Origin of the sequence: Lentzea sp. CC55, from assembly GCF_021056325.1 — a bacterium.
In the GTDB taxonomy this organism is placed as follows: domain Bacteria; phylum Actinomycetota; class Actinomycetes; order Mycobacteriales; family Pseudonocardiaceae; genus Lentzea; species Lentzea jiangxiensis.
Genome location: NZ_JAJCXE010000033.1, coordinates 1 through 26,373 on the forward strand (window position 1 = coordinate 1; position 26,373 = coordinate 26,373).

Here is a 26,373-nt window from a genome sequence, read left to right on the forward strand (position 1 = left end):
GCGACGCGGTCAACCGGTGTGCGGAGGCGGGCTGGAGTCGGCCCGAACGCCACGATCAGATCCGGCTGCGACGAGCGGGCGCTGCGAAAGCGATCAACGCCGAGCAGTCAGCGAACCGGTGCGCCACAACAGTTGTCAACGCCGGCCTCGACCACACCACCAACCTCGCCAAGTCACGCCGGAATGCGGTTCACCTCGTGATCCCCGGTGGCCCACAGGTGCTGCACGACGTAAGACCGCCAAGGCCGCCACGCCTCCGACCGCCGCACCAGGGCGGCGGGGGTGGTCGGCAGTCCCAGAGCCTCCGCCGCCACCCTGATCCCCAGGTCCGTCGGCAGGAACGCGTCCGGGTCCCCCAGCGCGCGCATCAGGATCGTCTCCACCGTCCAGGGACCGAAGCCCGGCAGGGACGAGAGCCAGGAACGCGCGGCTGAGCGGTCGGCGTGAGGGGACAGGTCGAGGCCCTCGTCCAGGGCGGCGAGCAGGGCGGCCATCGTGCGGCGGCGCGACTGCGGGACGGCGAGGGTTGCCGGGTCGAAGGAGTGCGGGAACAGGTACAGGTCGCCCACCGGGGTGCCGTGGGCGGCGACCAGGCGGGCGGCGTGGGTTCGGGCCGCCTTCGTCGAGACCTGCTGGCCCAGGACCGCCCGGATGGCGAACTCGGCGCCGTCGGTCGTGCGCGGGACACGGCGGCCCGGGGCGGCGGAAACCAACGGGGCCAAAAGGGGGTCTTCGGACAAAGCCTCATCCACTGTCAATGGATTGGTGTCGAGGTCGAGAAGGAAGCGGCAAAGGTCTAGAGCAGTGTTCGAATCGCGGGAGTCGGACAGTTCCAGGGTGCAGGCGACGTGGTCCGGGAACGGGCGCAAAGCCGCGATGCCGAATCCGTGCGGAAGGCGCAGGGTTCGTCGGTAGACGCCGTCGCGCCACTCCTCCACTCCCGGTACGGCGGTGGCGATGAGGTGGCCGAACAGGTTGTCGGGGTACAGAGGTGATTGAAAGTGCAACCGTTCCGAGAACGTGTTCAACCGCATACCGCCAAGCATGACGCCATTCCAACCGAGACGCTGGCGGGAAAGCGACATCATTCCGGACGGGGCCAACCGGGTGACCTGCTTCGCGGCGGGAAAATCCGTGGCTAGGCTGGTTGGTGCGCCGCTGCAGGAGTTGTTGTGGGTTTTCAGCAGGGAAGGGCGGCGTCGCGTGCGATGAGGGCGGCTTGGACGCGGTTGTCGCAGCGGAGTTTCGTCAGCAGTCGGCTGACGTGGGCCTTGATCGCCCCTTCCGAGAGGTACATGAGCCTTGCGATGCGCGCGTTAGCCATGCCCTGCGCCAGGTACACCAGCACCTCCTGCTCGCGTCGCGTGAGCAGGCTGATGCGGCTGCGCGCGGCGTCGCGGCGTTCCGAGTCGGCGCCGGTGAAGTGGTCGACCAGCGCTCGGGTGGCGGACGGCGACAGGATCGCTTCGCCGGCGGCGACGGCGCGCACGGCGGTCACGAGGGTGTCGGCCTCGCCGTTCTTGAACAGGAACCCCGCCGCGCCGGCGCGCAGGGCCGGGAAGAGCATCTCCTCGGTCCGCGGCGTGCACAGCACGACCACCTGGGTGCCGGGGACGCTCCTGCGCACCATGCGGACGGCGGCGAGGCCTTCCATGCCGGGCATCGAGGCGTCCATGAGCAGCACCTGGGGGCGGTGGCGGCGCACCATCTCGACGGCACCGGAGCCGTCGCCCGCCTCGCCGATGACGACGATGCCGCCGGAGCGCTCCAGCACGCCGCGCACTCCCGTGCGGACCAGGACCTGGTCGTCGGCGATGCCGACGGTGATCGTGCGCGGCTTGTTCACCAGCTGCAGACCTCCGCTCGCCCACGAGGTGCTCGTCGTCAACGCCATGACTTCTCCCTGTCAGACCGGACCAGTCACCAGTTTGTTCCCGAACGAGCACCACGGGAAGGCAGGCATAACGACCAGGTTGCGCACCGTCTCGCGCGCACGCAGGTGTAACGGGTTGCACGGCGACGCCCACCACCCACCACCTGCGGGAACGTTTGAACGAGACGGGGACGGCCTGCCGTTACGGCTTGAGGAGAAGGACTCATGACCAGCACCGGACGTTGTGCTTCGTGCGACGGCGCGCTGCCTCCCGCCACCTCCGAGCAACGCAGGTCCTACTGCTCCAACGCGTGCCGTCAACGGGCGTACCGCCGCCGGGTCACCGTGACGACGGCGGCGCCCGCGACCAGGCAGAACCTGCGCGTGCTGTCGAACCTGCCCGCCGCGCGCGACACGTTCGTCGGCCGCCAGCAGGAGCTGTCGAAGCTCGACCAGCTGTTGCGCCGGCATCGTCTCGTCACGCTCGTGGGCAGTGCGGGTGCGGGCAAGACGCGTCTCGCGCTGGAGAGCGCGGGCCGGTTGCGGCGCGGCCGGACCGACAGGGTCGTGCTCGTCGAGCTCGGCGCCGTCACCGCCCCGGCGGACGTCCTGCCCGCCCTCGCCCGGGCGCTGGAGGTGGCTGAGCGGCCGGACGAGCCGTTGCGCGACACCGTCGTCGAGACGCTCGTGAACATGAAGGTCGTCGTGGTCCTCGACAACTGCGAGCACCTCCTCGACACGTGTGCCGAGCTCACCGACATGTTGCTGAGCCGCTGTCCCGGCGTGCGGGTGCTGGCGACGTCCCGCGAGGCGCTGTGGATCACCGGGGAGGTCAGCTTCCACGTCGAGGGGCTGCCGGTGTCCTCGACGGACCGGGACCTGGTCACGACGGCGGCGCCGCGGTCGGAGGCGGTGAAGCTGTTCGTGGACAGGGCCCGCGAGCGCAAGCCCGACTTCCGGCTGACGGCCGGGAACACCGCCGCGGTCGCGTTGTTGTGCGCACGGCTGGAGGGCATGCCGCTCGCCATCGAGCTCGCGGCGCGCTGGGTGCAGCTGCTGCCGGTCACGGACATCTGCGACCGCATGGACGAGCCGCTCGAACTGCTGACGCTCGGCTGCCGGAAGTCGCCGTCGCGCCAGAGCTCGCTGCGCGAGGCCATCGACTGGAGCTACCGGCTGCTGCGGCCGGACGAGCAGTTCGCGCTGCGCAGGCTGAGCGTGTTCGACGGCGGCTTCGACCTGGCGGCGGCCACGGAGGTGTGCTCGTCGGAGCGGTCGGCGGAACCGGTGCTCGACGTGCTGTCGCGGCTGCAGGCGAAGTCGTTGCTGGCGGCCATCCCCGGCACGACCCGGTTCCGGCAGCTGGAGACCGTCCGCCTGCACGCCAGGGAGAAGCTGCTGGCCGCGGGCGAGGCCGACATCGCCTACGAGGCGCTCGCCCGGTGGTTCACGGACCTCTCGGACGTGCTGATCACCTCGCCGCTGTCGGTGCCCGCGCAGGTGCAGCACAAGCTCGACGACCACGTCGACAGCCTGCTCGGCACGGTCGAGTGGGCGGCAGGCCGCGGCGACGAACGGTTGCTGCTCCTCACCTCCGCGCTGGCCGACTGCGCCGCGCGGCGCGGACGGCTCGGCCAGGCGCGGGTGATGCTGCGCGACGCGTTGCGGCGACCGTCCCCCCGCGACGACTACCGGTGCGTGGCCCTGAGCCACGCCGCCCGGTTCGCGGCCGAGCAGGGCGATCACGACGAGGCCGCCGGCCTGTCCCGCGAGGCCCTGCGCCTGGCGGCGGCCAGCGGGCTGCCGGCGCTGGTCATGAGCTGCCGCAGCACGCTGGCGGCGGTGCAGCAGTCGTCCGGCGAGTGGGAGGCGTCGGACCAGAACGGCACCGAGTGCCTGCGCGTCGCGGAGCTCTTGGGCGAGCCTCTCGCCCGTGCGGCGTGCTTGGTCGATCTCGCGCGCACGGCGTTGTCGCTCGGCAAGCACGAACGTGCCGAGAAGAACGTCATGAAGGCGTTGCCCATCTCGCGCACGTCGGGCGTTCCCGCGCGCATCGCCTCCGCTCTGAACACACGCGGCGCGGTCGCGTTGGTGCAGGACGAGCTCGACGAGGCCACGCACGCGTTCCAGGAGGCGTTGCGGATGGACGGCCTCAACCCGCTGACCGCACCGGACGCCCTGGAGGGCTTGGCCGTGGTCGCCGTGACGCGGGGTCAGGCCGAGCGCGCGCTACGGCTGGAAGCCACTGGACGGGCCATGCGCCGGTCCGTCGGCGTGGTGCCGAACCCGTTCTGGAGGGAGAAGGTCGCCGGCGCGATGCGCACCGCACGGCTGATGCTGCCCGTTGCGCGCGCAGACGCCGCTGCCACGCCGTTGACCGCTGCCGAAACCGAGGCGGTCATCCACGACGAGGTGTGGCTGGACCGCACGGAGGCGGCCTTCGACGCGCTGGACGACCACGAACGGCGCGTGATCGCGCTGCTCGCGACAGGGCTGACGAACCAGCAAATCGCGAACCGGCTGAACGTGTCGCTGCGGACTGTCGCATCGCGGCTGCACCGGCTGCGGGACAAGCTCGGCCTGCGCAGCCGGGAGGACATCGCCGCCTGGGGCGCGGAACGGGCTATCGGCTGAGCGCGTAGACGTCGACCCACAGCCGGCACATCGCCTTGGCGGCGGCCCGCGGGTCGGCGGCCCGGCAGGCGGCCAGCCCGAGCGCGTCGAGGTCGGCGGAGGCGCCGGGGATCGCGAGCACCGTCATCCCGGCCGCGTGGGCCGAGCGGATGCCGGGACCGGAGTCCTCGACCGCGAGGCACTGCGCGGGGCCGAGGCCCAGCCTGCGCGCGGCGGCCAGGTAGGGGTCCGGCGCCGGTTTGCCGTTCGCCACGTCCTCGCCGCTCACGACGACCTGCACGTGCCGCAGGATGCCGGACGCCGAGGCGGCGGCCCGCACGTACCGGCGCGGTGCCTCCGACACCAGCCCGACGGCTCCGAGCTCCCCCGCCAGGGCGACGAGGTCCGCCGCACCCGGCCGCAGCCCGAACGTGCCACGTGCGATCGCGTCGGCCATGCCGTCCACGCACTCCGACAGCACGCGCGTCGCCGCGCTGTCCACGAGGGCGCCGTCGAGGTCGAAGACGGTGGCGAGGAGCGTCATGTCGATCATGGTCGGGGCACCGCCGCCGGGTACGCGCGGCAGAGGGACGGGTGTGACCCGATGGTGCGAACTCGGCCGTGGGAAAGCTTTGGTCTTGAACGAGATGGAGGGCTCCGTCTCGTGGGCCCACCGCGCGTTCGCCTACCGGACAGAAATCGGTCAACCAGCATCTCGGAACCGTTTTCGGACTGCTCCGTTCGAGTGACGGAAGAGGTCTAGACCTTGACCTTCGAGTGGTCTGGACCACATCGTTCCGGTACCCCCTGCAACTGAGGAGACCGATGTCCAAGTTCCGATGGCATCTAGCTGCTCTCTTCGCGGCAGTCGCCGCGATGGTCCTCGGAATCGTCGTCGTGCCCGCTGCCAGCGGCGCCGGTGGCGTTTCCGCCACGTTCTCCAAGGGTTCGGACTGGGGAACGGGCTTCGAGGGCAAGTACACGATCACGAACAACAGCGCGGCGGCCCTGACGTCGTGGACCGTCGAGTTCACGCTCCCGGCGAACCACCGCGTCACGTCGCTGTGGGACGGCTCCTACACGACGAGCGGCCAGACCGTCACGGTCAAGAACACCTGGAACGGCAACATCGGTGTCGGCGGGTCGGTGAGCTTCGGCTTCAACGGCTCGTACACCGGCACGTTCGGTGCGCCGACCAACTGCAAGCTCAACGGCGGCTCGTGCGAGGCGGGCGGGACCAACCCGACCACCACGACCACGACGTCGACGACCACCACCACCACGACGACCACGACGACGACCACGACGACGACCACCACCGGTCCGCCGCCGCCTCCCGGGAAGATCAACCTGGGCTACTTCGCCGAGTGGGGTGTGTACCCGGCGCGCAACTACCAGGTGAAGAACATCGACACCTCGGGTTCGGCGTCGAAGCTCACGCACATCAACTACTCGTTCGGCAACGTGGTCGGCGGCAAGTGCACCATCGGTGAGGCCTTCCCCGCGATCGAGAAGGCGATGACCGCGGCGGAGAGCGTCGACGGCGTCGCGGACACGTGGGACGCGCCGGTGCGCGGCAACTTCAACCAGCTGCTCAAGCTGAAGAAGAAGTACCCGCACATCAAGGTGCTGTACTCGTTCGGTGGCTGGACCTGGTCCGGCGGCTTCGGAGAGGCGTCGCGGAACCTGCCCGCGTTCGTCGACTCCTGCTACAACCTGCTCAAGGACCCGCGCTGGGCCGGCCTGTTCGACGGCATCGACATCGACTGGGAGTACCCGAACGCGTGTGGCCTGTCGTGCGACACGAGCGGCCCGGCGGCGTTCAAGAACATGGCGCAGGCGCTGCGCACCAAGTTCGGCCAGAACTTCCTCGTCACCGCTGCGATCACCGCTGACGGCTCCGCCGGCGGCAAGATCGACGCGGCCGACTACGGCGGCGCGTCGCAGTACCTCGACTGGTACAACGTCATGACGTACGACTACTTCGGTGCGTGGGCGGCTCAGGGCCCGACGGCTCCGCACTCCCCGCTGACGTCGTACCCCGGCATCCCGACCGCCGGCTTCAACTCCGAGGCCGCGATCTCGAAGCTGCGCGGCAAGGGCGTTCCGGCGAGCAAGCTCCTGCTCGGCATCGGCTTCTACGGCCGCGGCTGGACGGGCGTCACGCAGGCCGCCCCCGGCGGTACCGCGACGGGTCCGGCTCCCGGCACGTTCGAGCAGGGCATCGAGGACTACAAGGTCCTGAAGACGAAGTGCCCCGCCACCGGCACCATCGCCGGCACGGCCTACGCGTTCTGCAACGGCCAGTGGTGGAGCTACGACACCCCGCAGACGATCACCAGCAAGATCCAGTGGGCACGCAGCCAGGGTCTCGGCGGCGCGTTCTTCTGGGAGCTCACGGGTGACACCGCGAACGGAGAGTTGATCACCGCGATGAAGAACGCCCTCGGGTAGTCCACCCGGGTCGTCCTTCATGAACGCCGGGAGGGGAGCTGGTCAGCCCAGCTCCCCTTTCGTTCGCCCGAAAATCAGCAGAAAACCTCGTTCAGGATCTTGCCCAACGCGTCACCGGGATCGCCCGGGGTGGGCGTGCTCGTGGCCGAGAGCTCCAGGCGCTTCTTGGTGTCCGGCGTCGACAGCAGCTCCGTCGAGTAGCCGGGGATGCCGCCGCCGTGGCCCCAGACCTTCGTGCCGCACGGCGCGGTCTGCACGGCCAGGCCGAGACCGTAGTTCGGGCTGACCTCGGTGGTCTTGGCGATCTCCTGCTGCTGCGCCGGCTTGAGCAGCTTCCCGCTCGACAGCGCGACGATGAACGTGTCCAGGTCGCGGGTCGTCGAGATCATCTCACCGGCCGCCCACGCGACGGACGGGTTGATGCGGGTGATGTCGGACGGCTTGCCGTTCGCCGTCCAGTAGCCGTGCGCGTGCGGGCCCTTGATGGTCGGCCTGTCGCCCGGGACCTCGGTGTCGCCGAGGCGCAACGGCTTGATGATCCGCTGTTCGACCGCCTTCTCGTACGGCTTGCCCGTCAGCTCCTCGACGAGCAGGCCCGCGACGACGTAGTTGGTGTTGGAGTAGTTCCACTTCGTGCCCGGCTCGAAGTCGAGCGGCTTGGCCGTGGCGATCGCGAGCAGCTCCTGCGGCGACCAGTGCTTGTAGCGGATCTTCTCGAACTCGTCCGGGCTGAGCGGCAACGCCTCGGTGTAGTTGTAGAGGCCGCTCGTGTGCTGCAGGACCTGCCGGACGGTGATGCGCCCGTCGACCAGGCCGGGCAGGTAGCGCACGACCGGTGCGTCCAGGTCGACCCTGCCCTCGCCCGCGAGCTGCAGCAGCACGGTCGAGACGAACGTCTTGGTGATGCTGCCGACCCGGAACCGGCCGTCGAGCGGAACCGGTTTGTCGCTGCCGAGCTCGGCCTTGCCCGCACGGGCGGTGAAGTGCTGCCGCCCGTTCGTCACGCGCGCCTGCACGCCGAGGGCTCCCCCGCCCTGGGCGATCTGGTCCAGGGCCTGCTGGACGACCTCGCGGTCGGTGCCCGTGGTGTCCGCCGAAGCGACCCCCGCGGTGGTCAGGGCCAGCAGGCTCGTTGCGGTAACCGTTGCTACCAGTCGAATCCCCATGCCCCCACCATGCCGGGAAAGGTGGGCGCCCGCATCCACCCCAGGTCGCGCGGCGTCTCAGGGTTTGCCCTGGTGTCCCGATCAACAGAAGATCTCGTCGAGCACGCGGAAGTAGGCCTCGGTCGGGTCGCCGGTGCCCAGGCCCGTGGTGCCGGAGAACTCCGCCCGGACCTTCCGGTCCGGGCTCGAGTAGGCGTAGCTCGAGAAGCCCGGCACGCTGCCGGTGTGGCCGATGATCGTCGCGCCGCACGAGACCTCGTCGAGGAACAGTCCGAGGCCGTAGCCGGGGCTCACGGCCGTGGTCCGCGTCAGCTCGCGCTGCTGCTCGGGCTCGAGGAGGGCACCGCCCAGCAGGGCGTTGTAGAAGGTGTCGAGGTCCTTCGTGGTCGAGACGACGTCACCGGCGGCCCAGAAGACCGTGGTGTTCCACCGGGTCGTGTCGGCCGGCCGGCCGTCGACCAGGCCGTACGAGCGGGCGTGGGGGCCGTGGATGTCCGGGCTGTCGCCGGGGAACGTCGTGTCGACGAGGCGCAACGGCCTCAGGACGCGCTGCGAGACGGCCTCCGCGTAGTCCTGACCGGTGATCTTCTCGATCAGCAGGCCGAGGACGACGTAGCCGGTGTTGCCGTACCGCCACCTCGTGCCGGGTTCGGACTCCAGCGGACGGCTCGTGGCCAGCGCGACGAGCTCCTCCGGCTCCCAGTGCCGGTACCGGATCGGCTCGAAGCCCGGGGGGTCGAAGTCGAGGGCGTCCGTGTAGTTGAACAGCCCGCTCGTGTGCTGCAGCAGCTGGCGCACGGTGATCCGGTCGTCGACGAGGCCCGGCAGGTGACGGGTGACGGGCGCGTCCAGGTCGACCTCGCCCTCCCCGGCGAGCTGGAGCACGACGGCGGAGGTGAACGACTTGGTGGTGCTGCCCGCGCGGAACCGCCCGTTCGCCGGGACCGGACGCGGGTCGCGGAGTCCCGCGGTGCCGGACCGCGCGGTGAAGCGGGTCCGGCCGTCCGTCACGCGCAGCTGGACGCCCTGCGCGGCGGTGCGGACGATCTCGTCCAGCCCCTCCTGGACGATCTCGCGGTCGATCCTCGGGGTGTCGGCGGCGGCGGTGCCGGTGAAGAGCAGCGTGCAGGCGGTGGCGATGGCCAGTGATCGTGTCCCCATGCCTCCCCAACGCCTCAATACGGGCGCTTCGCTGCCTTCATGGCCGAAACGAGCATGGGACGCACTTTCGGCCAGTGCACCTCCTGCTGGCACGAGAACGGCGGCAGGAAGCCCCCGCACCGGCCGGAGCTCGCGCCGATCTCCCACACGAAGCTCGGCACGCCCAGGTCGCCGTACACCCAGTCGTCCGTGGCGCCGGAGGCGTTGTAGAGGAGCTCTCCCGGCTGGCCGGCGCGGAAACCCGACAGGGCGGCCATGTCCTGCGCCATCTTGCGCAACGCGGCGTCGTTGCCGGTCTTCTGCGTGCTCCAGCCCCACGGGAACAGCACGTAGTCGCCGTAGCTGTGCATGGAGATCACGGCGCCGGTGGTGTCCTGCGTGGCGGCCTCGGTGTCGCCGGGTGCACGGGTGTCGCGGTAGAGCTTGCGCCACAACGACTCCAGCGCCTGCACCTCCACCTCGGAGTCGGCGCGCGTGCCGCGGTACACCTCGCTGCACTGGTTCGCGGACGAGCCGGCCTCGCCCCAGTGCGAGCCCGCGTTGCGGTTGAGGTCGACGCCGCGCGAGCCGGAGGCGCAGGTGCCGTTGGCGTTCTTGCGCTGCAGCACCGGGGTGTCGCCGCCGGACTCGACGATGTCGACGCCGTCCGGGTTGGCGATCGGGACGACCCACACCTCCAGCTCGTCGAGCAGCGCGGTGAGGTCGGCCGATCCGACCAGGTCGTCGATGAACCGCCACGCCATGTCGCCGGTGGTGATCTCGCGGGCGTGGAGCTGCCCCATCACGAACAGGCGCGGCTTGGGGGCGGTCGGCGTCAACTCGCAGTCGCCGGGCTTCTTCCGGGTGATGCAGACGGCTTTCAGGTCGTGACCACCGCTGCCCCGCGTCTTGCGCCAGGAATCGCCGTAGTCGACGACCGTCGCGAGTCCGGGGTGCGCGGCCGAGACCTGGTCGAGGTGGGCCAGGTGTGCCGTGACGGTCCGATAGCCGCCGTAATAGGTCGTGTCCCCGGCAGAGCGCGGCGCTCGGCGGGACGGGGGCAGGACCGTCTCGACAGCCGGCCGGTAGCCGTCCGCGCGGAGCTCGTCCGCGGTGGTCCGGTCGCCCGTGACGAACAGGTCGTCGCCGTCGCGCTGCTCCAGCACGTCGTAGCCGAGTCCCAGCAGGCGTTGCGCGGAGTCCCCCAGCGGGGCGGGCACACGCAGCACGTACGTCGCTTGTGGACCGTCCGCGGGAGCCGGTGCGGGGCTCAGGAGGAAGGCCAGGCAGGCGATCAGGGCGACGGCGGTCCGCATGGTCGACGATCATGGGCCGTTCGGCCGATCACCGCCACTCCGTTCGACCGACCGGATGATTACCGTCCGGTGCTTGAGACGCCGAAAGGCGCCACTTGGCACGATGTGACGAAAATCAATATCATCAGGCTCAGCACCGCAGCGGTTATTGCGCAGTGAAGCCGAAACCGACTCGACGGACAGCGAGGTTCGCCCACCACCAGTCTCAGGAAGAAGCGGGAGAGCATGCCATGGACCACCTCTACGACGACGGTGTCGCCGAGATCTCCTTCCCCTGGCGCGGCTCTCTCACCGACGACGACGAGGGACTGGAACCGACCATCGTGCGCAGCGTCGACTGACGAAACTCAGAGCGCCTGCGCGGTCCTCAGGCGGTGAGCCAGCGCCGTGTGGCGACGGCCCGCCCCCACCGTGCGCACGGCCTGGCCGATGGCCCGCTTGCTGCCCACGAGCACGACGAGCTTCTTCGCCCGCGTGACGGCGGTGTAGAGCAGGTTGCGCTGCAGCATCATCCACGCGCTGGTCGTGATCGGGATGACCACGCACGGGTACTCGCTGCCCTGGGAGCGGTGGATGGTCATCGCGTAGGCGTGGCTGAGCTCGTCGAGCTCGGAGAACTCGTAGTCGACCTCTTCGTCCTCGTCGGTGCGGATGGTCAGCTTCTGCTCGACGGTGTCCAGGCCGATGACGACGCCGAGAGTGCCGTTGAAGACGCCGTTGCGGCCCTTGTCGTAGTTGTTGCGGATCTGGGTGACCTTGTCGCCGAGCTTGAACACCCTGCCGCCGAAGCGCTTCTCGGGCAGGTTGTCGCGCGACGGCGTGAGGGCTTCCTGCAGCACCGCGTTGAGCGCGCCGGCGCCGGCCGGGCCGCGGTGCATCGGCGCGAGGACCTGGATGTCCTTGCGCGGGTCGAGGCGGAACTTGCGCGGGATGCGGTTCGCGACGACGTCCACGGTCAGCGCCGCCGCGTCCTCGGCCTCGTCGGCGCTGAAGAGGAAGAAGTCGGGCATCCCCTGCACGATCGGGTAGTCGCCGCTGTTGATGCGGTGGGCGTTCGTGACGACGCCGGACTCCTGGGCCTGCCGGAAGATGTGCGTGAGCCGGACGTTCGGGATCGGGCTGCCCTGCGCCAGCACGTCGCGGAGCACCTCCCCCGCCCCGACGCTCGGCAGCTGGTCGACGTCGCCGACGAGCAGCAGGTGGGCACCCGGCGGGACGGCCTTCACGAGCTTGTTGGCCAGCAGCAGGTCGAGCATCGAGGCCTCGTCGACGACCACGAGGTCGGCGTCGAGCGGGTGGTCGCGGTCGTAGGCCGCGTCGCCGCCGGGCCGCAGCTCCAGCAACCGGTGGACCGTGCGGGCCTCGTGGCCGGTCAGCTCGGTGAGGCGCTTCGCGGCACGCCCGGTCGGCGCGGCGAGGACGATCTTGGCGCGCTTGGCCTGGGCGAGGCGGACGATCGAGCGCACGGTGAAGCTCTTGCCGCAGCCGGGGCCGCCGGTCAGCACCGCGACCTTCTGCGTGAGGGCCAGTCTGACCGCCTCGGCCTGGTGCTGTTCGAGCTCGGTGCCGAGCCACGCGAACGCCTTGTCCCAGTCGACGGCGGCGAAGCTCGGCATGCGGTCGGTGTCGGCGTGCAGCAGGCGTTTGAGCTGCGCGGCCATCGAGATCTCGGCGCGGTGGAACGGGACCAGGTAGATCGCGATCTCGTCGTCCGGCAGCTCCTCGCGGACGACGCCCTCCTCCTCGACGAGCTCCGCGAGGCAGTCGATGACGAGGCCCGTGTCGACCTGGAGGATCTTGATCGCCTCGGCGATCAGCGCCTGTTCCGGCAGGTAGCAGTTGCCGTCGGTGGTGGCCTCGGACAGCGTGAACTGCAGGCCGGCCTTCACGCGCTGGGGGCTGTCGTGCGGGATGCCGACGGCCTTCGCGATGACGTCGGCGGTCTTGAAGCCGATGCCCCAGACGTCGCTCGCCAGCCGGTACGGCTCCTCCCTCACCACGTCGATGGCCTTGTCCGCGTACTGCTTGTAGACGCGGACGGCGAGGCTGGTGGAGACGCCGACGCCCTGCAGGAAGACCATGACCTCCTTGATGGCCTTCTGCTCCTCCCAGGCGTCCGCGATGAGCTTGGTGCGCTTCGGGCCGAGCTTCGGGACCTCGACCAGCCGCTCGGGCGTGTGCTCGATGACGTCGAGGGCGTCGACGCCGAAGTGCGTGACGATCTTGTCGGCGAGCACCGGGCCGATGCCCTTGATCAGGCCGGAACCGAGGTAGCGGCGGATGCCCTGGATCGTCGCGGGCAGGACGGTCGTGTAGTCGTCGACGTGGAACTGCTTGCCGTACTGCGGGTGCGAACCCCAGTGGCCGCGCATGCGGATCGACTCGCCGGGCTGCGCGCCGAGCAACGCGCCGACGACCGTGACCAGGTCACCTCTGCCGGTGTCGACCTTGGCGACGGTGTAGCCGTTGTCCTCGTTGGCGTAGGTGATCCTCTCCAGGACCGCTTCGAGGACGTTCATGCCCCGAACCTACCCGCAGGTCTGCACACGATCTTCACAACTCGTCCCGGTGTCCTCCACGACATGCCCATAGAGTCGCCGCCATGACAGGTCAGCGCCGGGTGCTCGTCGTGGAGGACGACATCACGATCGCCGAGTCCGTGGCCGCGCGGCTGCGGGCGGAGGGGTTCGTGGTGTCGGTGGCCCACGACGGGCCGTCGGGGGTTGCGCAGGCGGCGTCGTTCCTGCCCGACCTGGTGGTTCTGGACGTGATGCTGCCGGGGTTCGACGGCCTCGAGGTGTGCCGGCGGATCCAGGCGTCGCGGTCGGTGCCGGTGCTGATGCTGACCGCGCGGGGGGACGAGACCGACCTGCTGGTCGGGCTCGCCGTGGGGGCCGACGACTACCTGACGAAGCCGTTCTCGATGCGCGAGCTGGCGGCACGGGTGCACGTGCTGCTGCGGCGCGTGTCGCGGGCGGTGTCGTCGCGGTCGCTGGAGCTCGGGGACCTGGTGATCGACCTCGCCGCCCGCCGGGTTCGCCGCGCGGGTGTCGAGGCGCACCTGACGCCCACCGAGTACGACCTGCTGGTGTTCCTCGCGGAACGCCCCTCCGCCGTGCAGGCGCGGGAGCGCCTGCTGGCGGAGGCGTGCGGGTGGCACGAGGGGGCGTCGTCGCGGACGGTCGACAGCCACGTGAAGGCGCTGCGGCGCAAGCTCGGCGCCGACCTGATCAGGACCGTGCACGGGGTGGGGTACGCGCTGGAGGTCCCCCGCCAGGAGGTGTCTCCGTGAAAACGGTCCTGGGCTGGCTCGACATGCTGCCGCGCCCGCTCGACTCGGTGCGGTCGATCAAGCTCAAGCTCGGGATCGTGATCGTGGTGTCGGGGTGCGTGTCGTTCGCGTACTTCCGCTACGTGACGGGGTGGCTGCCGCCGCGGACCACCCTGATCGCACTGGGGCTGGGCCTGCTGACGTCGCAACTGCTCGCGCACGGCATGACGTCGCCGTTGCGGGAGATGACGTCGGCGGCCCGCTCGATGGCGTCCGGCGACTACACGCGCTCGGTGCGCGCCACGTCGTCGGACGAGGTGGGCCAGCTGGCGGAGGCGTTCACGGTCATGGCCGCCGACCTCGCCGCCGCCGACCGGCAACGACGCGAGCTGATCGCGAACGTGTCGCACGAGCTGCGGACGCCGATCTCGGCGCTGCAGGCCGTGCTGGAGAACGTGGTCGACGGCGTGGCGGTCGCCGACGCCGCGACCATGAGGACAGCTCTGGCGCAGACCGAACGGCTCGGACGGCTGGTCACCGAGCTGCTCGACCTGTCGAAGATCGACGCCGGCGTCCTCTCGCTGAACCGCGAGGAGCTGTCGGTGTCCTCGCTGGTCGCCGACGTGGTGGCCGAGGCGGCCGTGGCGGCACCCGCGGCGTCGTTCTCGATCGACGTCGCGGGAGACCTGACCGTGCTCGCCGACGGGGAGCGCCTGCACCAGGTGCTGGTGAACCTCGTGGACAACGCGGCCCGGCACGGACCCACCGGGGGAAAGGTGTCCGTGTCCGGGTACGCGAGCGCGGGATCCGTGGTGCTGGAGGTGCGCGACGAGGGACCGGGCATCGCCCTGGCCGACCGTTCGCGGATCTTCGAGCGGTTCACCCGCGGGGAGAGGGCGGGCGGCGGCGGGACCGGGCTCGGTCTCGCCATCGCCCGGTGGGTGGTGGACCTGCACGGCGGCACGATCGCCGTGGTCGACCCCGGGTCGTGCATCCGGGTGACCCTGCCCCGCTGAGCTCCACCTGACGACCTGACTTCGACCACCGCCGTCTGGTTGGTGTGGCGGTGACGCACGCCCTTTTCCGGGCTTGGGAGAGAGACATGACTGACTTTGGCTCTGACTCGACGCGTTCGGGGGACTCCGCGGAGTCGCCCCGGGAGAAGGCCGCGAGGCTGCGCGGGTACCGGCAGTTCCGCCGGGTCCGGTACCGGCCCGTTGCCGGGGGGCCGGCGGGTTCTGGGGGCTCGCCGGACCCCGTGGGGGGTGTGGGTGGGGAGGCGGTGGGGGCGGCCGGCCAGGGGGAGGCCGCCCCCGCCGCCAACCTCAACGCCAACGCCGAGGCTGCGGGGGCGGTGGCCGCGGAGGCGGTTGGTGACGGGGCGAGGGCGGCGTCGGGTGGCGGCGAGGCCAAGACAGCGACGTCGAGTGGCGACCAGGCGAAGGCGACGCCGGCCGGCGACCAGGCCAAGACAGCGACGCCGGGTGGCGACCAGGCGAAGGCGACGCCGGCCGGCGACCAGGCCAAGACAGCGACGCCGGGTGGCGACCAGGCGAAGGCGACGCCGGCCGGCGACCAGGCCAAGACAGCGACGCCGGCCGGCGACCAGGCCAAGACAGCGACGCCGGGTGGCGACCAGGCGAAGGCGACGCCGGCCGGCGACCAGGCCAAGACAGCGACGCCGGGTGGCGACCAGGCGAAGGCGACGCCGGCCGGCGACCAGGCCAAGACAGCGACGCCGGCCGGCGACGAGGCGGAGGCTTCGAAGGCCGCCGGCGGCGCTGCGGCAGGCTCTCGCAGGGGTACCCCCGAACCGGGAACCCCCGCGACCCAACCTACTCACCAGGTCCGACAAGATCGCGTCGCGAGCGATAGGGCCGTGGATGACGAGGCTGTGAGCGAGAAGGCCGCGAGCGGCGAAGCCGGGGCGCTCGGAGCCGCCGCAGTGTCCGACCCTGCCGCAGTGTCCGACCCCGCCGCACTGTCCGACCCCGCCGCCGTGTCCGACCCCGCCGCACTGTCCGACCCCGCCGTGTCCGACCCCGCCGCACTGTCCGACCCCGCCGCCGTGTCCGACCCCGCCGCAAAGCCGGGGTTCGCCGACAAGCCCAGGCCAACGACCCCCGCCCCCAACACCCTCGCGCAACCCGCCCAGGTGGCCACCGCGACCCTGCCCCCGCCCTCCGCCTGGCAGGCCCAACCCCGTCACCTCGCCACCCCGGCGGTGGTCGCGGCACCGGGTGTCCCCTTCATGCCCTGGTGGAAGCCGCCCACGACGGGCGCGCCGGGTCAGGTGATGGTCGTCGGGCTCGTCGCCGGTCTCGCGGGCGCGCTGCTCGCGCCGCCCGGCAACGGCGTCGGCTGGTTCCTGGCCGGGCTGTTCGGCGTCGGCGCCGTGCTGTTCCACGCGGGCAGGCCGAGCGTTGAACGCGCGCTGTGGCTGGCGGGGGCGTTGGCGTTCCTCGCCATGGGCTTCCTGAGGGCCGCGGAGTGGGTCTTCCCGTTGTGCGTGATGGCGTCGATGTTGTGCGGTTCGATCGCCATGGCCGGTGGCAGGACGGTGCGCGGGCTCGTCTTCGGTGCGCTCGGTGTCGGGTTGGCGGCGTTCCGCTCGATTCCCTGGGTGGCCAAGGGGATCAGCAGGCGGGGGCCGATCGGGATCAGGCCGTTCGCGTCCGTCGGTGTGGCTGTGGTGCTGTTGCTGGTCTTCGGGTCGTTGCTGGCCGGGGCGGACAAGGGGTTCAACGACTTCCTCGAGGGCCTGGTGCCGGACCTGGAGGTCGGCGGCTTCGTGCGGATGGTGTTCTTCGGGGTCGTGGCCGCCGCCGGTGCGGTCGGGGCGTGCTACCTCGTCGTGGCGCCGCCGGAGATCAAGGAGGACGCCGAGGCGAAGCCCGGGTCGTTGCGGCTCAAGGACTACGGGTTGCCGGTCGGTGTGCTCGTGTTGCTGTTCACCGGTTTCGTGGGGACGCAGCTCGCGGTTCTGTTCGGTGGCGAGGCCTACGTGATGCGGACGGCGGGCGTGACGTTCGCCGAGTACGCGCGGTCCGGTTTCTGGCAGCTGCTGTGGGTCACGATCCTGACGCTCGGCGTCATCGCCGGGGTGGCGCGGTTCGCGGTCAGGAAGACGGCGCGGGACCAGTTGTGGCTGCGGGTTCTCCTGGGTTCATTGGCTGTTCTCACACTTGTCATCGTGGCGAGTGCCTTGAGCCGCATGTGGTTCTACCAGCAGGCGTACGGGTGGACGGTGCTGCGGCTGCTCGTCGCGTCGTGCGAGCTGTGGCTGGCCGTCGTGTACCTGATGGTGATCGCGAGCGGGATCTCGTTGCGCGCCAACTGGTTGCCGAAGGCGATCGTCGCGACCGGGGCGGCGTTCTTCCTCGCCGTGGTGGTGCTGAACCCCGAGCGGGTGGTGGCCGACTACAACGTGACGCGGTTCGAGGCGACGCGGAAGATCGACACGGTTTACCTGTCGCGGCTGTCGGAGGACGCGGTGCCGGCGCTCACGAGGTTGCCCGAGCCGCAGAGGTCGTGTGCCTTGCGGTGGTTGAAGAACAGGGGCGTCGAACAGGACTGGCGCGAGTTCAACCTCGCCCGGTACACCGCTGCGAAGTCACTCGAAAGCGTTGCGGTGACTGAGGTCACCTGTGAGTCCACCTACTCCGGAGAGCGGTAATCCGTTAAGCGCAGGTAAAGTAGCAGGTCTGCAAGTTTGCCGAGAGGGTGAGAAGTGACGCTCAAGTGACCATTGCGGCTGAACCCGTTGTCCTTCGATCGATGTTCACCGCGGGAGAGGCGCCCACACCGCGCACCCTGATGGACATCCTGCGCGCGAGTGCCGAGGAGCACCCGGACGCGCTGGCCGTCGACGACGGCACCACCGCGCTGAGTTACCGCGCACTGGTCTCGGAAGTACTGCAGCTCAAGGAAAAGCTGGCCGCCGAGGGCGTCGGGGCCGGCGACCGGGTCGGCATCCGCGTGCCGTCCGGCACCGCCGACCTCTACGTCTCGATCCTCGCGACCCTCGCGGCGGGCGCGGCCTACGTGCCCGTCGACTTCGAGGACCCGGACGAGCGCGCCGAACTCGTCTTCGGCGAGGCCGGGGTGAGCGCCGTGCTCGGCGAGGGCCGATCCCTGGTGCCGCACGGCACCGCGCTCGGCGTGCCGGGCGAGCCGGGTCCCGACGACGACGCGTGGATCATCTTCACGTCCGGTTCCACCGGCAAGCCCAAGGGCGTCGCCGTGACGCACCGCAGCGCGGCCGCGTTCGTCGACGCCGAGGCGCGGCTGTTCCTGCGGGACGAGCCGATCGGGCCCGAGGACCGGGTGCTGGCGGGTCTCTCCGTCGCGTTCGACGCCTCCTGCGAGGAGATGTGGCTCGCGTGGCGGCACGGCGCCTGCCTGGTGCCCGCGCCGCGCTCGCTGGTGCGCACCGGCATGGACCTGGGTCCGTGGCTGGTCGAGCAGGAGATCACCGTCGTGTCGACGGTGCCGACGCTGGCCGCGCTGTGGCCGGTCGAGGCGCTCGACGACGTGCGGCTGCTGATCTTCGGCGGCGAGGCCTGCCCGCCCGAGCTGGCCGAACGCCTCGCCGTGCCCGGCCGCGAGGTCTGGAACACCTACGGGCCGACGGAGGCGACGGTCGTCGCCTGCGCCGCGCGGATGACCGGCGAGGGTCCCGTGCGCATCGGCCTGCCGCTGGACGGCTGGGACCTCGTCGTGGTCGACCCGCACGGCGAGGTCGTGCCGATGGGTGAACCGGGCGAACTGGTCATCGGCGGCGTCGGCCTGGCGCGCTACCTCGACGCCGAGAAGGACGCCCAGAAGTACGCGCCGCTGCCCTCGATGGGCTGGGACCGCGCGTACCGCAGCGGTGACGTGGTCCGCGCCGAACCGGAGGGGCTCGTCTTCCTCGGCCGCGCGGACGAGCAGATCAAGCTCGGTGGCCGCCGCATCGAGCTGGGCGAGGTCGACGCGGCCCTGCTCGCGCTCGACGGCGTGGCCGGTGCCGCCGCCGCCGTGCGCACGACGCGGGGCGGCAACCAGATCCTCGTCGGCTACGTGGTGACCGACGGCGAGTTCGACCAGGCCGCGGCTGTGGAGCAGCTGCGGGCCGAGCTGCCCGCCGCGCTCGTCCCGCTGATCGCCGTGGTCGGGACGCTGCCGACGCGCACGTCCGGCAAGGTCGACCGCGCCGCGCTGCCGTGGCCGCTCGAGTCGCTCGACACCGCCGGCGCGGTGTTCTCGGGTCTCGAAGGCTGGCTGGCCGAGCAGTGGGCGGCCGTGCTGGGCTCCGGCCCGGCCTCCGAGGACGCGGACTTCTTCGCGTCCGGCGGCAGCTCGCTGTCCGCGGCGCAGCTCGTCTCGATGATCCGCACCCGCTACCCGAGCACGTCGGTGTCGGACGTCTACCAGAACACGACGCTGCACGGGCTCGCGAAGCGCCTGGAGTCCTACGGCCAGGCGGCCGAGGTGCACGAGGTCGCGCCGACGCCGCGGTGGACCGGGGTCGTCCAGACGCTGCTGATGATCCCGCTGATGACCGTCGCCGGAGCGCGGTGGGCCGTGGCGCTGACGGCGCTGTCGAACGTCCTGGGCTGGACGTCGGTGTCGTGGTGGTGGATCGCCGCCGGGTTCGCGGTCTTCCTGAGCCCCGCCGGACGTCTCGCGATCTCCGCCGGCGGCGCGCGGTTGCTGCTGCGCGGCGTGAAGCCCGGCGAGTACCCGCGCGGCGGGTCCGTCCACCTGCGGCTGTGGACCTCCGAGGTGCTGGCGCAGGTGTCGCGCGCCACCGACCTCTCCGGCTCCTGGGTCACGCACTACGCGCGGGCGCTGGGCGCCAAGATCGCTCCCGGCGTCGACCTGCACTCGTTGCCGCCGGTCACGGGCATGCTGAAGGTCGGGCGCGGTGCCGCCGTCGAACCCGAGGTCGACCTGTCCGGCTGGTGGCTCGACGGCGACCGGCTGCGCATCGGGCGCATCCGGATCGGCGCGGGTGCGACCGTGGGGGCGCGCAGCACGCTGTTCCCCGGCGCGAAGATCGGCAAGCGGGCCGAGGTGGCGCCCGGTTCGGGCGTCGTCGGCTCCGTGCCCACCGGGCAGCGCTGGGCGGGCGTCCCGGCGATCCGCGAGGGCAAGGCGGCGCGGTCGTTCCCGTCCCGCCGCCCGGAGCGGTCGCGCCGGTGGAGCTTCATGTACGGCGTCTCGTCCGGCCTGATGGCCGCACTGCCGCTGCTGGCGGCGGCTCCGGCCCTGCTGTTCGTGCTGAGGCGGCCCGTGACGCTGACGTCGGCGCTGTGGGACGTCCCGGCCGCCGCGGCGATCTGGTTCGGCTCCTACGCGCTGCTGGTGCTCGTCGCGGTGCGGTTGCTCGGCATCGGCATGCGCGAGGGCCACTACCCCGTGCACAGCCGCGTCGCGTGGGCGGCGTGGACGACCGAGCGGCTGATGAACCACGCGCGCTCGGCCCTGTTCCCGCTGTACGCGTCGCTGTTCACGCCGGTGTGGCTGCGGCTGCTCGGCATGAAGGTCGGCCGCCGCGTCGAGGCGTCGACGGTGGTCGCGCTGCCGAAGATGACCCGGGTCGGCGACGGCGCGTTCCTGGCCGACGACACGATGGTCGCCTCCTACGAGCTCGGCGGCGGCTGGCTGCGCATCGCCACCGCACGCGTGGGCAAGCGGGCGTTCCTGGGCAACTCGGGCATGACCGCGCCCGGCCGGAACGTCCCCAAGGGCGGGCTCGTCGGGGTGCTGTCCGCGGCTCCGAAGCGGGCCAAGGCCGGGTCGTCGTACCTGGGCATGCCGCCGATGAAGCTGCCGCGGGCGGCCGAGGTGTCGGACCAGTCGCGCACGTTCGACCCGCCGAAGCACCTGATGTGGGCGCGGGCGCTGGTCGAGCTGTGCCGGTTCGTCCCGGTGGTGCTGAACGTCGCGCTGGTCGTGCTCGTGCTGTTCGCGCTGAAGGAGTTCGGCGTCTGGTGGTCCGGCGTCGTGCTGCTGGGCGCCGGCGTGGCCGCGTGCCTGGTGGCCGTGGCCGCCAAGTGGGTGCTCGTGGGCCGCTTCAAGACGCGCGAGTACCCGCTGTGGTCGGCGTTCGTGTGGCGCAACGAGCTGGCGGACACGTTCGTCGAGGTGCTCGCGGTGCCGTGGCTGATCGGGTTCGCCGGCGGCACGCCGGTCATGAACCTCTGGCTGCGCTCGCTGGGCGCGTCGGTGGGCCGCGGCGTGTGGTGCGAGTCGTACTGGCTGCCCGAGGCCGACCTGGTGGGGCTGGGTGCGGGAGCGACGGTGAACCGCGGCTGCGTCGTGCAGACGCACCTGTTCCACGACCGCATCCTGCGCATGGACCGCGTGGAGCTGGGCGCGGGATCCACCCTGGGCCCGCACGGCATCGTGCTGCCCGGCGCGTCGGTCGGCGCGAACACCACCATCGGACCCGCCTCGCTCGTCATGCGCGGAGAAGATGTACCGTCGGGCACCCGTTGGCTGGGCAACCCGATCTCCGCGTGGACATGAGCTTCTCCGTACACCACTACGCACTCGAGCTGGACTACAAGCCGCACTCCGCACGCCTGTCCGGGCGTGCGGTGCTGCAGGCTTCCTGCACGTCGCTGAGCTCGTTCTCGCTGTCCTTCGGCTCGTTGCGGGTCTCGAAGGTGCTCGTGAACGGCAGGCCGGCGCGGTACGCCCACGCGGGCGGCGTGCTGAACGTCCGCGCGGCCGTGCGCGGGTCGTTCTCGGTCGAGGTCCGGTACTCGGGCACGCCGGTGCCGATCTCGACGCCCGAGTGGGGCGACCTCGGCTGGGACCAGCTGACGGACGGCTCGATCGTGGCGTCGCAGCCGATCGGGGCGCCGTCGTGGTTCCCGTGCCTGGACGAGCCCTCCTCGAAGGCCTCCTACCACCTGGAGGTCACCGCGCCCTCGCCGTACACCGTGGTGTGCAACGGGGTCCTGGTGGACGGCAAGGTCTCCGGCAGCACGACGCGGTGGACCTACTCGATGGCCTCACCGATGGCGACGTACCTCGCGACCGTCCAAATCGGACAGTACGTTGAAGCGCTGCCGGGCGTCTGGGCGCCGTCGAGGCTGAAGCGGCTGGTGGCGCACGACTTCGGCCGGCAGGACCAGATGGTCGAGCTGTTCTCGTCGCTCTTCGGGCCGTACCCGTTCCCGCGGTACTCGGTAGTGGTGACGGACGACGCGCTGGACGTCCCGGTCGAGGCGCAGGGGTTGTCGACGTTCGGCGCGAACCACGTGGACGGCCGCCGCGGTTCGGAACGGCTGGTGGCGCACGAGCTGGCACACCAGTGGTTCGGCAACTCGGTGGGCATCGCCGCGTGGGAGCACATCTGGCTCAACGAGGGCTTCGCCAGCTACTCGGAGTGGCTGTGGTCCGAGGCTTCGGGCGGCCGGTCCGCGGACGCGTGCGCGGCCGGGGCGCGGGACCTCCTTCGGCGGCTGCCCCAGGACGTCGTGATCGGACGGCCCGGCCGGGCCGAGTGGTTCGACGACAGGGTCTACAAGCGCGGAGCGCTGACGTTGCACGCGCTGCGCCGCGAGATGGGCGACGACTCGTTCTTCGCGCTGCTGCGGGAGTGGTGCGCGCGCAACCGGCACGGCGTGGTGACGACCGAGGACTTCCTCGCCCTCGCCGGGCACCGGGACCTGCTGACCCGCTGGCTGTTCGAGACCGAGCTGCCCCGCTAGGCGGTCCACTTCCACACCAGCGGCGGACGGCCTCCCTTGGGCAGCGCCGCGGCGTGCTCGCTGGTGCGTTCGAGGCCCGGCACGCGGTCCATCGTGCGCCCCAGGTTGGCCGGGTACGGCCTGTCCCCGGTCAGCGACTCCGTCACGTCGAGCGCCTGCGCCGTCGTGAACTCCCGCCCGAGCAGGCCCGCGGTGAACGGCACGTCGCGCCACAGCTTGTCCGCGAGCAACGGCCGGCAGTCGGCGACGATCCGGTCGTGGTCGAAGGCCAGCGGCGGCACCTCGCCCAGGCGGCTCCAGACGGCCACGTCGCCGCTCGGGCGGGTCACCGTGGCCCACAGCGCGATCGACAGCGTCGGGCCGCGCGGGTCGCGCGACGGCTCGTCGAACGTGGCCAGCTGACCGGTCGCCGTCACGGACTCCTCGGCGAGACCGAGCTTGCCGGTGACCGCCCTGGTGGTCGCGTCGCGCAGGCGCTCCCCCTTGCCCAGCAGGACACCGGGAAGAGCCAGCTCGCCGGCGAACGGCTCCTGGGCGCGCGGTGCCACCCCCACGAGCACCGCGCGCGCCTCCGGGTCAAACCGGAGCACGATCACGTCCACCGACACCAACGTCGACTCGATCATGTCGTGGATTCTCCCGCACCGCGTAGTCCGCCCTGGACGGGCCCGCCCCGGTCACCAGCACCTCGACGCCGAGCAGTTCTCGCAGGTACGCCAGCGGATCCGGCATCTCCTCCAGCACCGGACCGGAGGCGACCTCCAGGCCGCGGGCGTCCAGGTGCGTCACGGCCAGGCCGTCGATCCCGCCGCAGCACCGCACCGAGTAGCGCAGCAGATCGGCGTCCAGGTGGCCCGCCCGCCACGCGCCCTGGAACTCCCCCGTGCCGTTGTGCGCCTCCGGGAACCGCTCGAGCACGGCGGGGTCCTCCGTCGGCAGCGGGCCCGCGCCGTGCCGCGTCTGGTACGTCCTGGTCACGCCGATCACGCGGGCGGGACGGCCGTCGAGCAGCTCCCGCGCGTTGCGGGGCGTGACCGTGGACCACGTCGTGTGCGGGTGGAAGCCGTACGTCTCGTCGAGCAGGACGCCCTGGGCCCCCTCGAAGACGAGCCGTCCGGCGTCGGCGAGCCGCCCGGCCTCGTCCCCCGTCGTGATCCGGACGGCGTCCGCGAACGAGGTGTAGAGATCGACCAGCTCGTCCACGCGGCCGACGTCGCCGGTCAGCGGCTCGTAGAACCGGGCGAGCAGGTCGAGCTTGCGCCGCAGCGCCCTCGGGTCCAGGCAGTCGCCGACCCTCGGTGCGGGGCCGGGGTCGCCGAGCACCCGCTGCTCCTCGACCACCTCGCCCCGCACCGCCCCCCGGTCGCCGAGGAGCCCGTACCAGACGGTCTCCCCGATCCCCTTGCCGCACGACCCGTGCCGGTCGGCGCCCCTGGCGATCTCCCGCGCCCTGTTCGCGGCCACGTGGAACGGGGTCGTGAGCAGGGCGCCGGCGTCGATCGACACCAGCGACAACGGGTCGGCGACGCCGATCGCCTCCAGCTCGCGCGACTCGGTCGCGAGGGCGATCGGCTCGACGAGCACGTGGCGCGAGAGCCAGGTCGGCACGCCCGCGAGCGTGCCGGACCCGAACTGGCTGAACGTGTGGTGCCGGCCGTCGGCCACCACGTTGTGCGCGGCCTGCGCTCCCCCGTTGAACCGCACCACCGCCGACACCGGCCCGTCCGCGCACAGCGCGTCGACCACGGCTCCCTTGCCCTCGTCGCCGAACCCCAGTCCGACGACGATGACGTGCTCGTCGTGCCTCATGTCAGCTCAGCCTCACGTCGTCGGGGCCGTCGATGCCGAGCGGCGTGGCCGACGCGGTGAGCGAGCGCGCGCCGACCGTGGCCAGCGCCTTGCCGACGGCCTCGCTCTCGGCGGCCGAGCCGATCTCGGCGAGGTCGGCCAGGGCCTGGCCGAGGTCCACGACGCTCTCCTCGACGCCGATCGTGGCGGCGATCAGCTCGCACACCGCGCCGGGGTCGTCGAGCTTGAGGAAGTTCTGCCCGAGGATCGACCGCCAGTGCTCGCCGATGCTGTCGTCGTGGAAGTACGACGACTGGTTGGGCAGGATGAAGTAGACGTGCCACCTGCGGGCGAGCTCGCGGTACACCGACACCGGGTCGATGTCCTGGTTCACCTCGTCGCCGATGACCCTGCGGATGTGCCTGGCCTCCAGCCGCGGCTTGTTCAGCTCGTCGCCGATGATGAACAGGTAGCCCTTGCGGCCGCGCTTCTGCCAGGCGTCGGTGACGACGTGCCGCGCGATGAAGTACGCGGCCAGCTCGTACGACTCGCTCTTCTGCCCGCCGCCGCCGCCCTCGAGGAAGATGTCCCGCAGCTGCTCGTCCATGCGGTTGTCCGACTCGAACTGCCCGACCTGCAGCGGCACGCGGTCGCTGTCGGCGTCACCGATGCCGCCGAACATCAGCTGCGGGTCGGCCAGATATCCCTTGCGCTGCAACAGGCCGTGCAGCTTGCCGAGTTTGCCCTGCATGATCCGCGGCACCGCGCCCATCGACCCGGTCACGTCGAACAGCACCGCGATCGGTGTCGAGTCGGCGTGGTCGGGCGAGTCGCGGCACTCGCGGAAGCCGACGCCCAGCGGGTCGAGCGACGGCGCGGCCTTCCAGCTCGCGGCGGGCGTCGCCCTCAGCGAGGCGGTGTAGCCGAAGTCGGCGATCCCCTTGGCCGCGCGGAAGGTCTTCGCCGCGGCGTAGGCGTTGTCGTCCCACCTGCCGTGTCCCATGGTCATTCTCCTGTCTGGGGGAGGGCGAACGGGCGGAAGCGCCGTGCGCCGTAGAGGTCTTCGAGGAGGTCGTCGTATTCCCGGATCAGGTCGACGGCGTCGGGCCGCCGCTCCGGGCGTTCCTGCAGGCAGCCGCGAGCGAAGGCGCGCTGCCGGTGTTCGTTGTCCGCCAACAGGTCGAGCATCATCCTGTGTGCCATGTGGACGTCCGTCGCGGCGGTGACCGGCTGCTGCGCGACGACTTCCGGTGGGTAGGTGATGGTGCCGCTGGTCGCGAGGAGCCGTTGTCCTTCCTCGACGGCGAACGACCAGCCGGCCAGCACGATCCCGTGCTGCTCCGGGTGCACCATGACGTTCTCGGCGGTGACGGCCCCGTGCACCAGTCCGCTCTGATGTGCGCCGGCCAGCGCCTTGAGCAGCCTGCGGTGCATCCACGCCCAGTCGCGGCCGTCGAGGCCGGACGGGTAGGCGCGCCGGACGTCCGCGAGCGTCACGAAGCCGTCCAGCAGCGGGTCGAGCACCGTGAAGGCGCGCGACCCCTTCGCGACGTCACCCGAGGTGTCGAGCAGCCGCGGGTAGAACGGGCGCAGCCACGGGTTGTGGTCCGTGAAGGACTCCAGCGTCCGCAGCGCGTGCCATTCCGCGTGCAGCAACGGGTTGAGGGCCGGGTTGCGCACCACCTTGACCACGTGCGGACCGTCCGCTTCGTACAGGTTGGCGATGCTGCCGACCGCGAACGGCTCCCCGACGCGGTAGACGGCGGTCTTGGTCCTCAGCTCGACGACCGCGCCGTGCGACCACTCGTGGTGCAGGCGGGTCAGCTCGGCGGACGCCGCGTGCGCCCTCGTGTCGTGCGGCCCGACCACGTCGGGGTGCAGCACCGAGGCCAGCGCGCGGTACCGGCGCCGTACCTGCTTGCGCAGGCCGGAGTCGGTGGTGCGCGGCCCGAAGAGCGCTTCGGGGGACGTGGCGCGTTCCACCAGTTCCAGGGCCTCGGCTGTCGTGAACATGGTTTGAGTCTATGTAACTCAAACCCGGTTG

General features: G+C 71.2%; 18 protein-coding genes. 7 read left to right on the forward strand and 11 right to left on the reverse strand.

Annotated elements, in window-relative coordinates; translation table 11 throughout:
• Nucleotides 1-173: 173 nt before the first annotated feature.
• Nucleotides 174-1,085 (reverse strand): DNA-3-methyladenine glycosylase, encoded by a 912-nt coding sequence (locus L6E10_RS25370; protein WP_236222080.1) that lies wholly within the window; start codon nucleotides 1,083-1,085, stop codon nucleotides 174-176.
• Nucleotides 1,086-1,180: 95 nt separating this feature from the next.
• On the reverse strand, nucleotides 1,181-1,894 hold the full coding sequence (locus tag L6E10_RS25375; protein WP_236222082.1) for a response regulator transcription factor: 714 nt from the start codon (nucleotides 1,892-1,894) through the stop codon (nucleotides 1,181-1,183).
• 204 nt (nucleotides 1,895-2,098) lie between these two features.
• Between L6E10_RS25375 and L6E10_RS25380 the strand changes: the two genes are divergently transcribed.
• Nucleotides 2,099-4,507: an AAA family ATPase gene (locus tag L6E10_RS25380; protein WP_236222084.1), complete on the forward strand. Its 2,409-nt coding sequence runs from the start codon at nucleotides 2,099-2,101 to the stop codon at nucleotides 4,505-4,507.
• Here the strand turns inward: L6E10_RS25380 and L6E10_RS25385 are convergent.
• Nucleotides 4,497-5,030, reverse strand: coding sequence for an HAD family phosphatase (locus L6E10_RS25385; protein ID WP_236222085.1), 534 nt, complete (start codon nucleotides 5,028-5,030; stop codon nucleotides 4,497-4,499). The two genes, L6E10_RS25380 and L6E10_RS25385, sit on opposite strands and share 11 nt — an antisense overlap.
• A gap of 281 nt (nucleotides 5,031-5,311) precedes the next feature.
• Between L6E10_RS25385 and L6E10_RS25390 the strand changes: the two genes are divergently transcribed.
• The gene (locus tag L6E10_RS25390; protein ID WP_236222086.1) at nucleotides 5,312-6,940 is read left to right on the forward strand and encodes a glycosyl hydrolase family 18 protein; all 1,629 of its coding nucleotides are present in this window, start codon (nucleotides 5,312-5,314) and stop codon (nucleotides 6,938-6,940) included.
• Between the two features lie 74 nt (nucleotides 6,941-7,014).
• Here L6E10_RS25390 and L6E10_RS25395 read toward each other — a convergent pair whose 3' ends face one another.
• From L6E10_RS25395 to L6E10_RS25410, 4 genes are all read right to left on the reverse strand, one after another.
• Nucleotides 7,015-8,106, reverse strand: a complete 1,092-nt coding sequence (locus L6E10_RS25395; protein WP_236222088.1) for a serine hydrolase — start codon at nucleotides 8,104-8,106, stop codon at nucleotides 7,015-7,017.
• Nucleotides 8,107-8,187: 81 nt separating this feature from the next.
• Nucleotides 8,188-9,267, reverse strand: a complete 1,080-nt coding sequence (locus L6E10_RS25400; RefSeq protein WP_236222090.1) for a serine hydrolase — start codon at nucleotides 9,265-9,267, stop codon at nucleotides 8,188-8,190.
• Between the two features lie 14 nt (nucleotides 9,268-9,281).
• A complete protein-coding gene (locus tag L6E10_RS25405; RefSeq protein WP_236222092.1) occupies nucleotides 9,282-10,562 on the reverse strand; it encodes a M14 family zinc carboxypeptidase in 1,281 nt (426 codons plus the stop codon).
• Between the two features lie 347 nt (nucleotides 10,563-10,909).
• On the reverse strand, nucleotides 10,910-13,081 hold the full coding sequence (locus L6E10_RS25410) for an ATP-dependent RecD-like DNA helicase (RefSeq protein WP_236222094.1): 2,172 nt from the start codon (nucleotides 13,079-13,081) through the stop codon (nucleotides 10,910-10,912).
• Nucleotides 13,082-13,164: 83 nt separating this feature from the next.
• Here L6E10_RS25410 and L6E10_RS25415 point away from each other — a divergent pair, with 83 nt between their 5' ends.
• The 5 genes from L6E10_RS25415 (at nucleotide 13,165) to L6E10_RS25435 (ending at nucleotide 22,541) form a co-directional block, all read left to right on the forward strand.
• Nucleotides 13,165-13,854 carry a response regulator transcription factor gene (locus L6E10_RS25415; protein ID WP_236222096.1) on the forward strand — a complete coding sequence of 230 codons (690 nt, stop codon included), beginning with the start codon at nucleotides 13,165-13,167 and terminating at the stop codon, nucleotides 13,852-13,854.
• Between the two features lie 23 nt (nucleotides 13,855-13,877).
• The gene (locus L6E10_RS25420; protein ID WP_236222173.1) at nucleotides 13,878-14,849 is read left to right on the forward strand and encodes a HAMP domain-containing sensor histidine kinase; all 972 of its coding nucleotides are present in this window, start codon (nucleotides 13,878-13,880) and stop codon (nucleotides 14,847-14,849) included.
• 86 nt (nucleotides 14,850-14,935) lie between these two features.
• Entirely contained in the window at nucleotides 14,936-17,509 is a 2,574-nt protein-coding gene (locus L6E10_RS25425) for a DUF4153 domain-containing protein (protein WP_236222098.1), read from the forward strand.
• Nucleotides 17,510-17,610: 101 nt separating this feature from the next.
• Nucleotides 17,611-21,348, forward strand: a complete 3,738-nt coding sequence (locus tag L6E10_RS25430; RefSeq protein WP_236222100.1) for a Pls/PosA family non-ribosomal peptide synthetase — start codon at nucleotides 17,611-17,613, stop codon at nucleotides 21,346-21,348.
• Nucleotides 21,345-22,541 (forward strand): M1 family metallopeptidase, encoded by a 1,197-nt coding sequence (locus L6E10_RS25435; RefSeq protein ID WP_236222101.1) that lies wholly within the window; start codon nucleotides 21,345-21,347, stop codon nucleotides 22,539-22,541. The genes L6E10_RS25430 and L6E10_RS25435 overlap by 4 nt, the downstream gene beginning before the upstream one ends.
• Here L6E10_RS25435 and L6E10_RS25440 read toward each other — a convergent pair.
• From L6E10_RS25440 to L6E10_RS25455, 4 genes are read right to left on the reverse strand one after another with little or no spacing between them, the layout of a single operon-like run.
• Entirely contained in the window at nucleotides 22,538-23,167 is a 630-nt protein-coding gene (locus tag L6E10_RS25440) for an NUDIX hydrolase (RefSeq protein ID WP_236222103.1), read from the reverse strand. The two genes, L6E10_RS25435 and L6E10_RS25440, sit on opposite strands and share 4 nt — an antisense overlap.
• Nucleotides 23,118-24,350 carry an adenylosuccinate synthetase gene (locus tag L6E10_RS25445; RefSeq protein ID WP_236222104.1) on the reverse strand — a complete coding sequence of 411 codons (1,233 nt, stop codon included), beginning with the start codon at nucleotides 24,348-24,350 and terminating at the stop codon, nucleotides 23,118-23,120. Before L6E10_RS25445 ends, L6E10_RS25440 begins: the two co-directional genes overlap by 50 nt.
• A gap of 1 nt (nucleotide 24,351) precedes the next feature.
• On the reverse strand, nucleotides 24,352-25,332 hold the full coding sequence (locus L6E10_RS25450) for a hypothetical protein (protein ID WP_236222106.1): 981 nt from the start codon (nucleotides 25,330-25,332) through the stop codon (nucleotides 24,352-24,354).
• 2 nt (nucleotides 25,333-25,334) lie between these two features.
• Nucleotides 25,335-26,342 carry an adenylate cyclase gene (locus L6E10_RS25455; protein WP_236222107.1) on the reverse strand — a complete coding sequence of 336 codons (1,008 nt, stop codon included), beginning with the start codon at nucleotides 26,340-26,342 and terminating at the stop codon, nucleotides 25,335-25,337.
• Nucleotides 26,343-26,373 lie beyond the last annotated feature (31 nt).

Coding starts and splice junctions, on each gene's coding strand:
- L6E10_RS25370 (WP_236222080.1), bottom strand. CDS start 1,085: ATGTCGCTTTCCCGCCAGCGTCTCGGTTGGAATGGCGTCATGCTTGGC.
- L6E10_RS25375 (WP_236222082.1), bottom strand. CDS start 1,894: ATGGCGTTGACGACGAGCACCTCGTGGGCGAGCGGAGGTCTGCAGCTG.
- L6E10_RS25380 (WP_236222084.1), top strand. CDS start 2,099: ATGACCAGCACCGGACGTTGTGCTTCGTGCGACGGCGCGCTGCCTCCC.
- L6E10_RS25385 (WP_236222085.1), bottom strand. CDS start 5,030: ATGACGCTCCTCGCCACCGTCTTCGACCTCGACGGCGCCCTCGTGGAC.
- L6E10_RS25390 (WP_236222086.1), top strand. CDS start 5,312: ATGTCCAAGTTCCGATGGCATCTAGCTGCTCTCTTCGCGGCAGTCGCC.
- L6E10_RS25395 (WP_236222088.1), bottom strand. CDS start 8,106: ATGGGGATTCGACTGGTAGCAACGGTTACCGCAACGAGCCTGCTGGCC.
- L6E10_RS25400 (WP_236222090.1), bottom strand. CDS start 9,267: ATGGGGACACGATCACTGGCCATCGCCACCGCCTGCACGCTGCTCTTC.
- L6E10_RS25405 (WP_236222092.1), bottom strand. CDS start 10,562: ATGCGGACCGCCGTCGCCCTGATCGCCTGCCTGGCCTTCCTCCTGAGC.
- L6E10_RS25410 (WP_236222094.1), bottom strand. CDS start 13,081: ATGAACGTCCTCGAAGCGGTCCTGGAGAGGATCACCTACGCCAACGAG.
- L6E10_RS25415 (WP_236222096.1), top strand. CDS start 13,165: ATGACAGGTCAGCGCCGGGTGCTCGTCGTGGAGGACGACATCACGATC.
- L6E10_RS25420 (WP_236222173.1), top strand. CDS start 13,878: ATGCTGCCGCGCCCGCTCGACTCGGTGCGGTCGATCAAGCTCAAGCTC.
- L6E10_RS25425 (WP_236222098.1), top strand. CDS start 14,936: ATGACTGACTTTGGCTCTGACTCGACGCGTTCGGGGGACTCCGCGGAG.
- L6E10_RS25430 (WP_236222100.1), top strand. CDS start 17,611: ATGTTCACCGCGGGAGAGGCGCCCACACCGCGCACCCTGATGGACATC.
- L6E10_RS25435 (WP_236222101.1), top strand. CDS start 21,345: ATGAGCTTCTCCGTACACCACTACGCACTCGAGCTGGACTACAAGCCG.
- L6E10_RS25440 (WP_236222103.1), bottom strand. CDS start 23,167: ATGATCGAGTCGACGTTGGTGTCGGTGGACGTGATCGTGCTCCGGTTT.
- L6E10_RS25445 (WP_236222104.1), bottom strand. CDS start 24,350: ATGAGGCACGACGAGCACGTCATCGTCGTCGGACTGGGGTTCGGCGAC.
- L6E10_RS25450 (WP_236222106.1), bottom strand. CDS start 25,332: ATGGGACACGGCAGGTGGGACGACAACGCCTACGCCGCGGCGAAGACC.
- L6E10_RS25455 (WP_236222107.1), bottom strand. CDS start 26,342: ATGTTCACGACAGCCGAGGCCCTGGAACTGGTGGAACGCGCCACGTCC.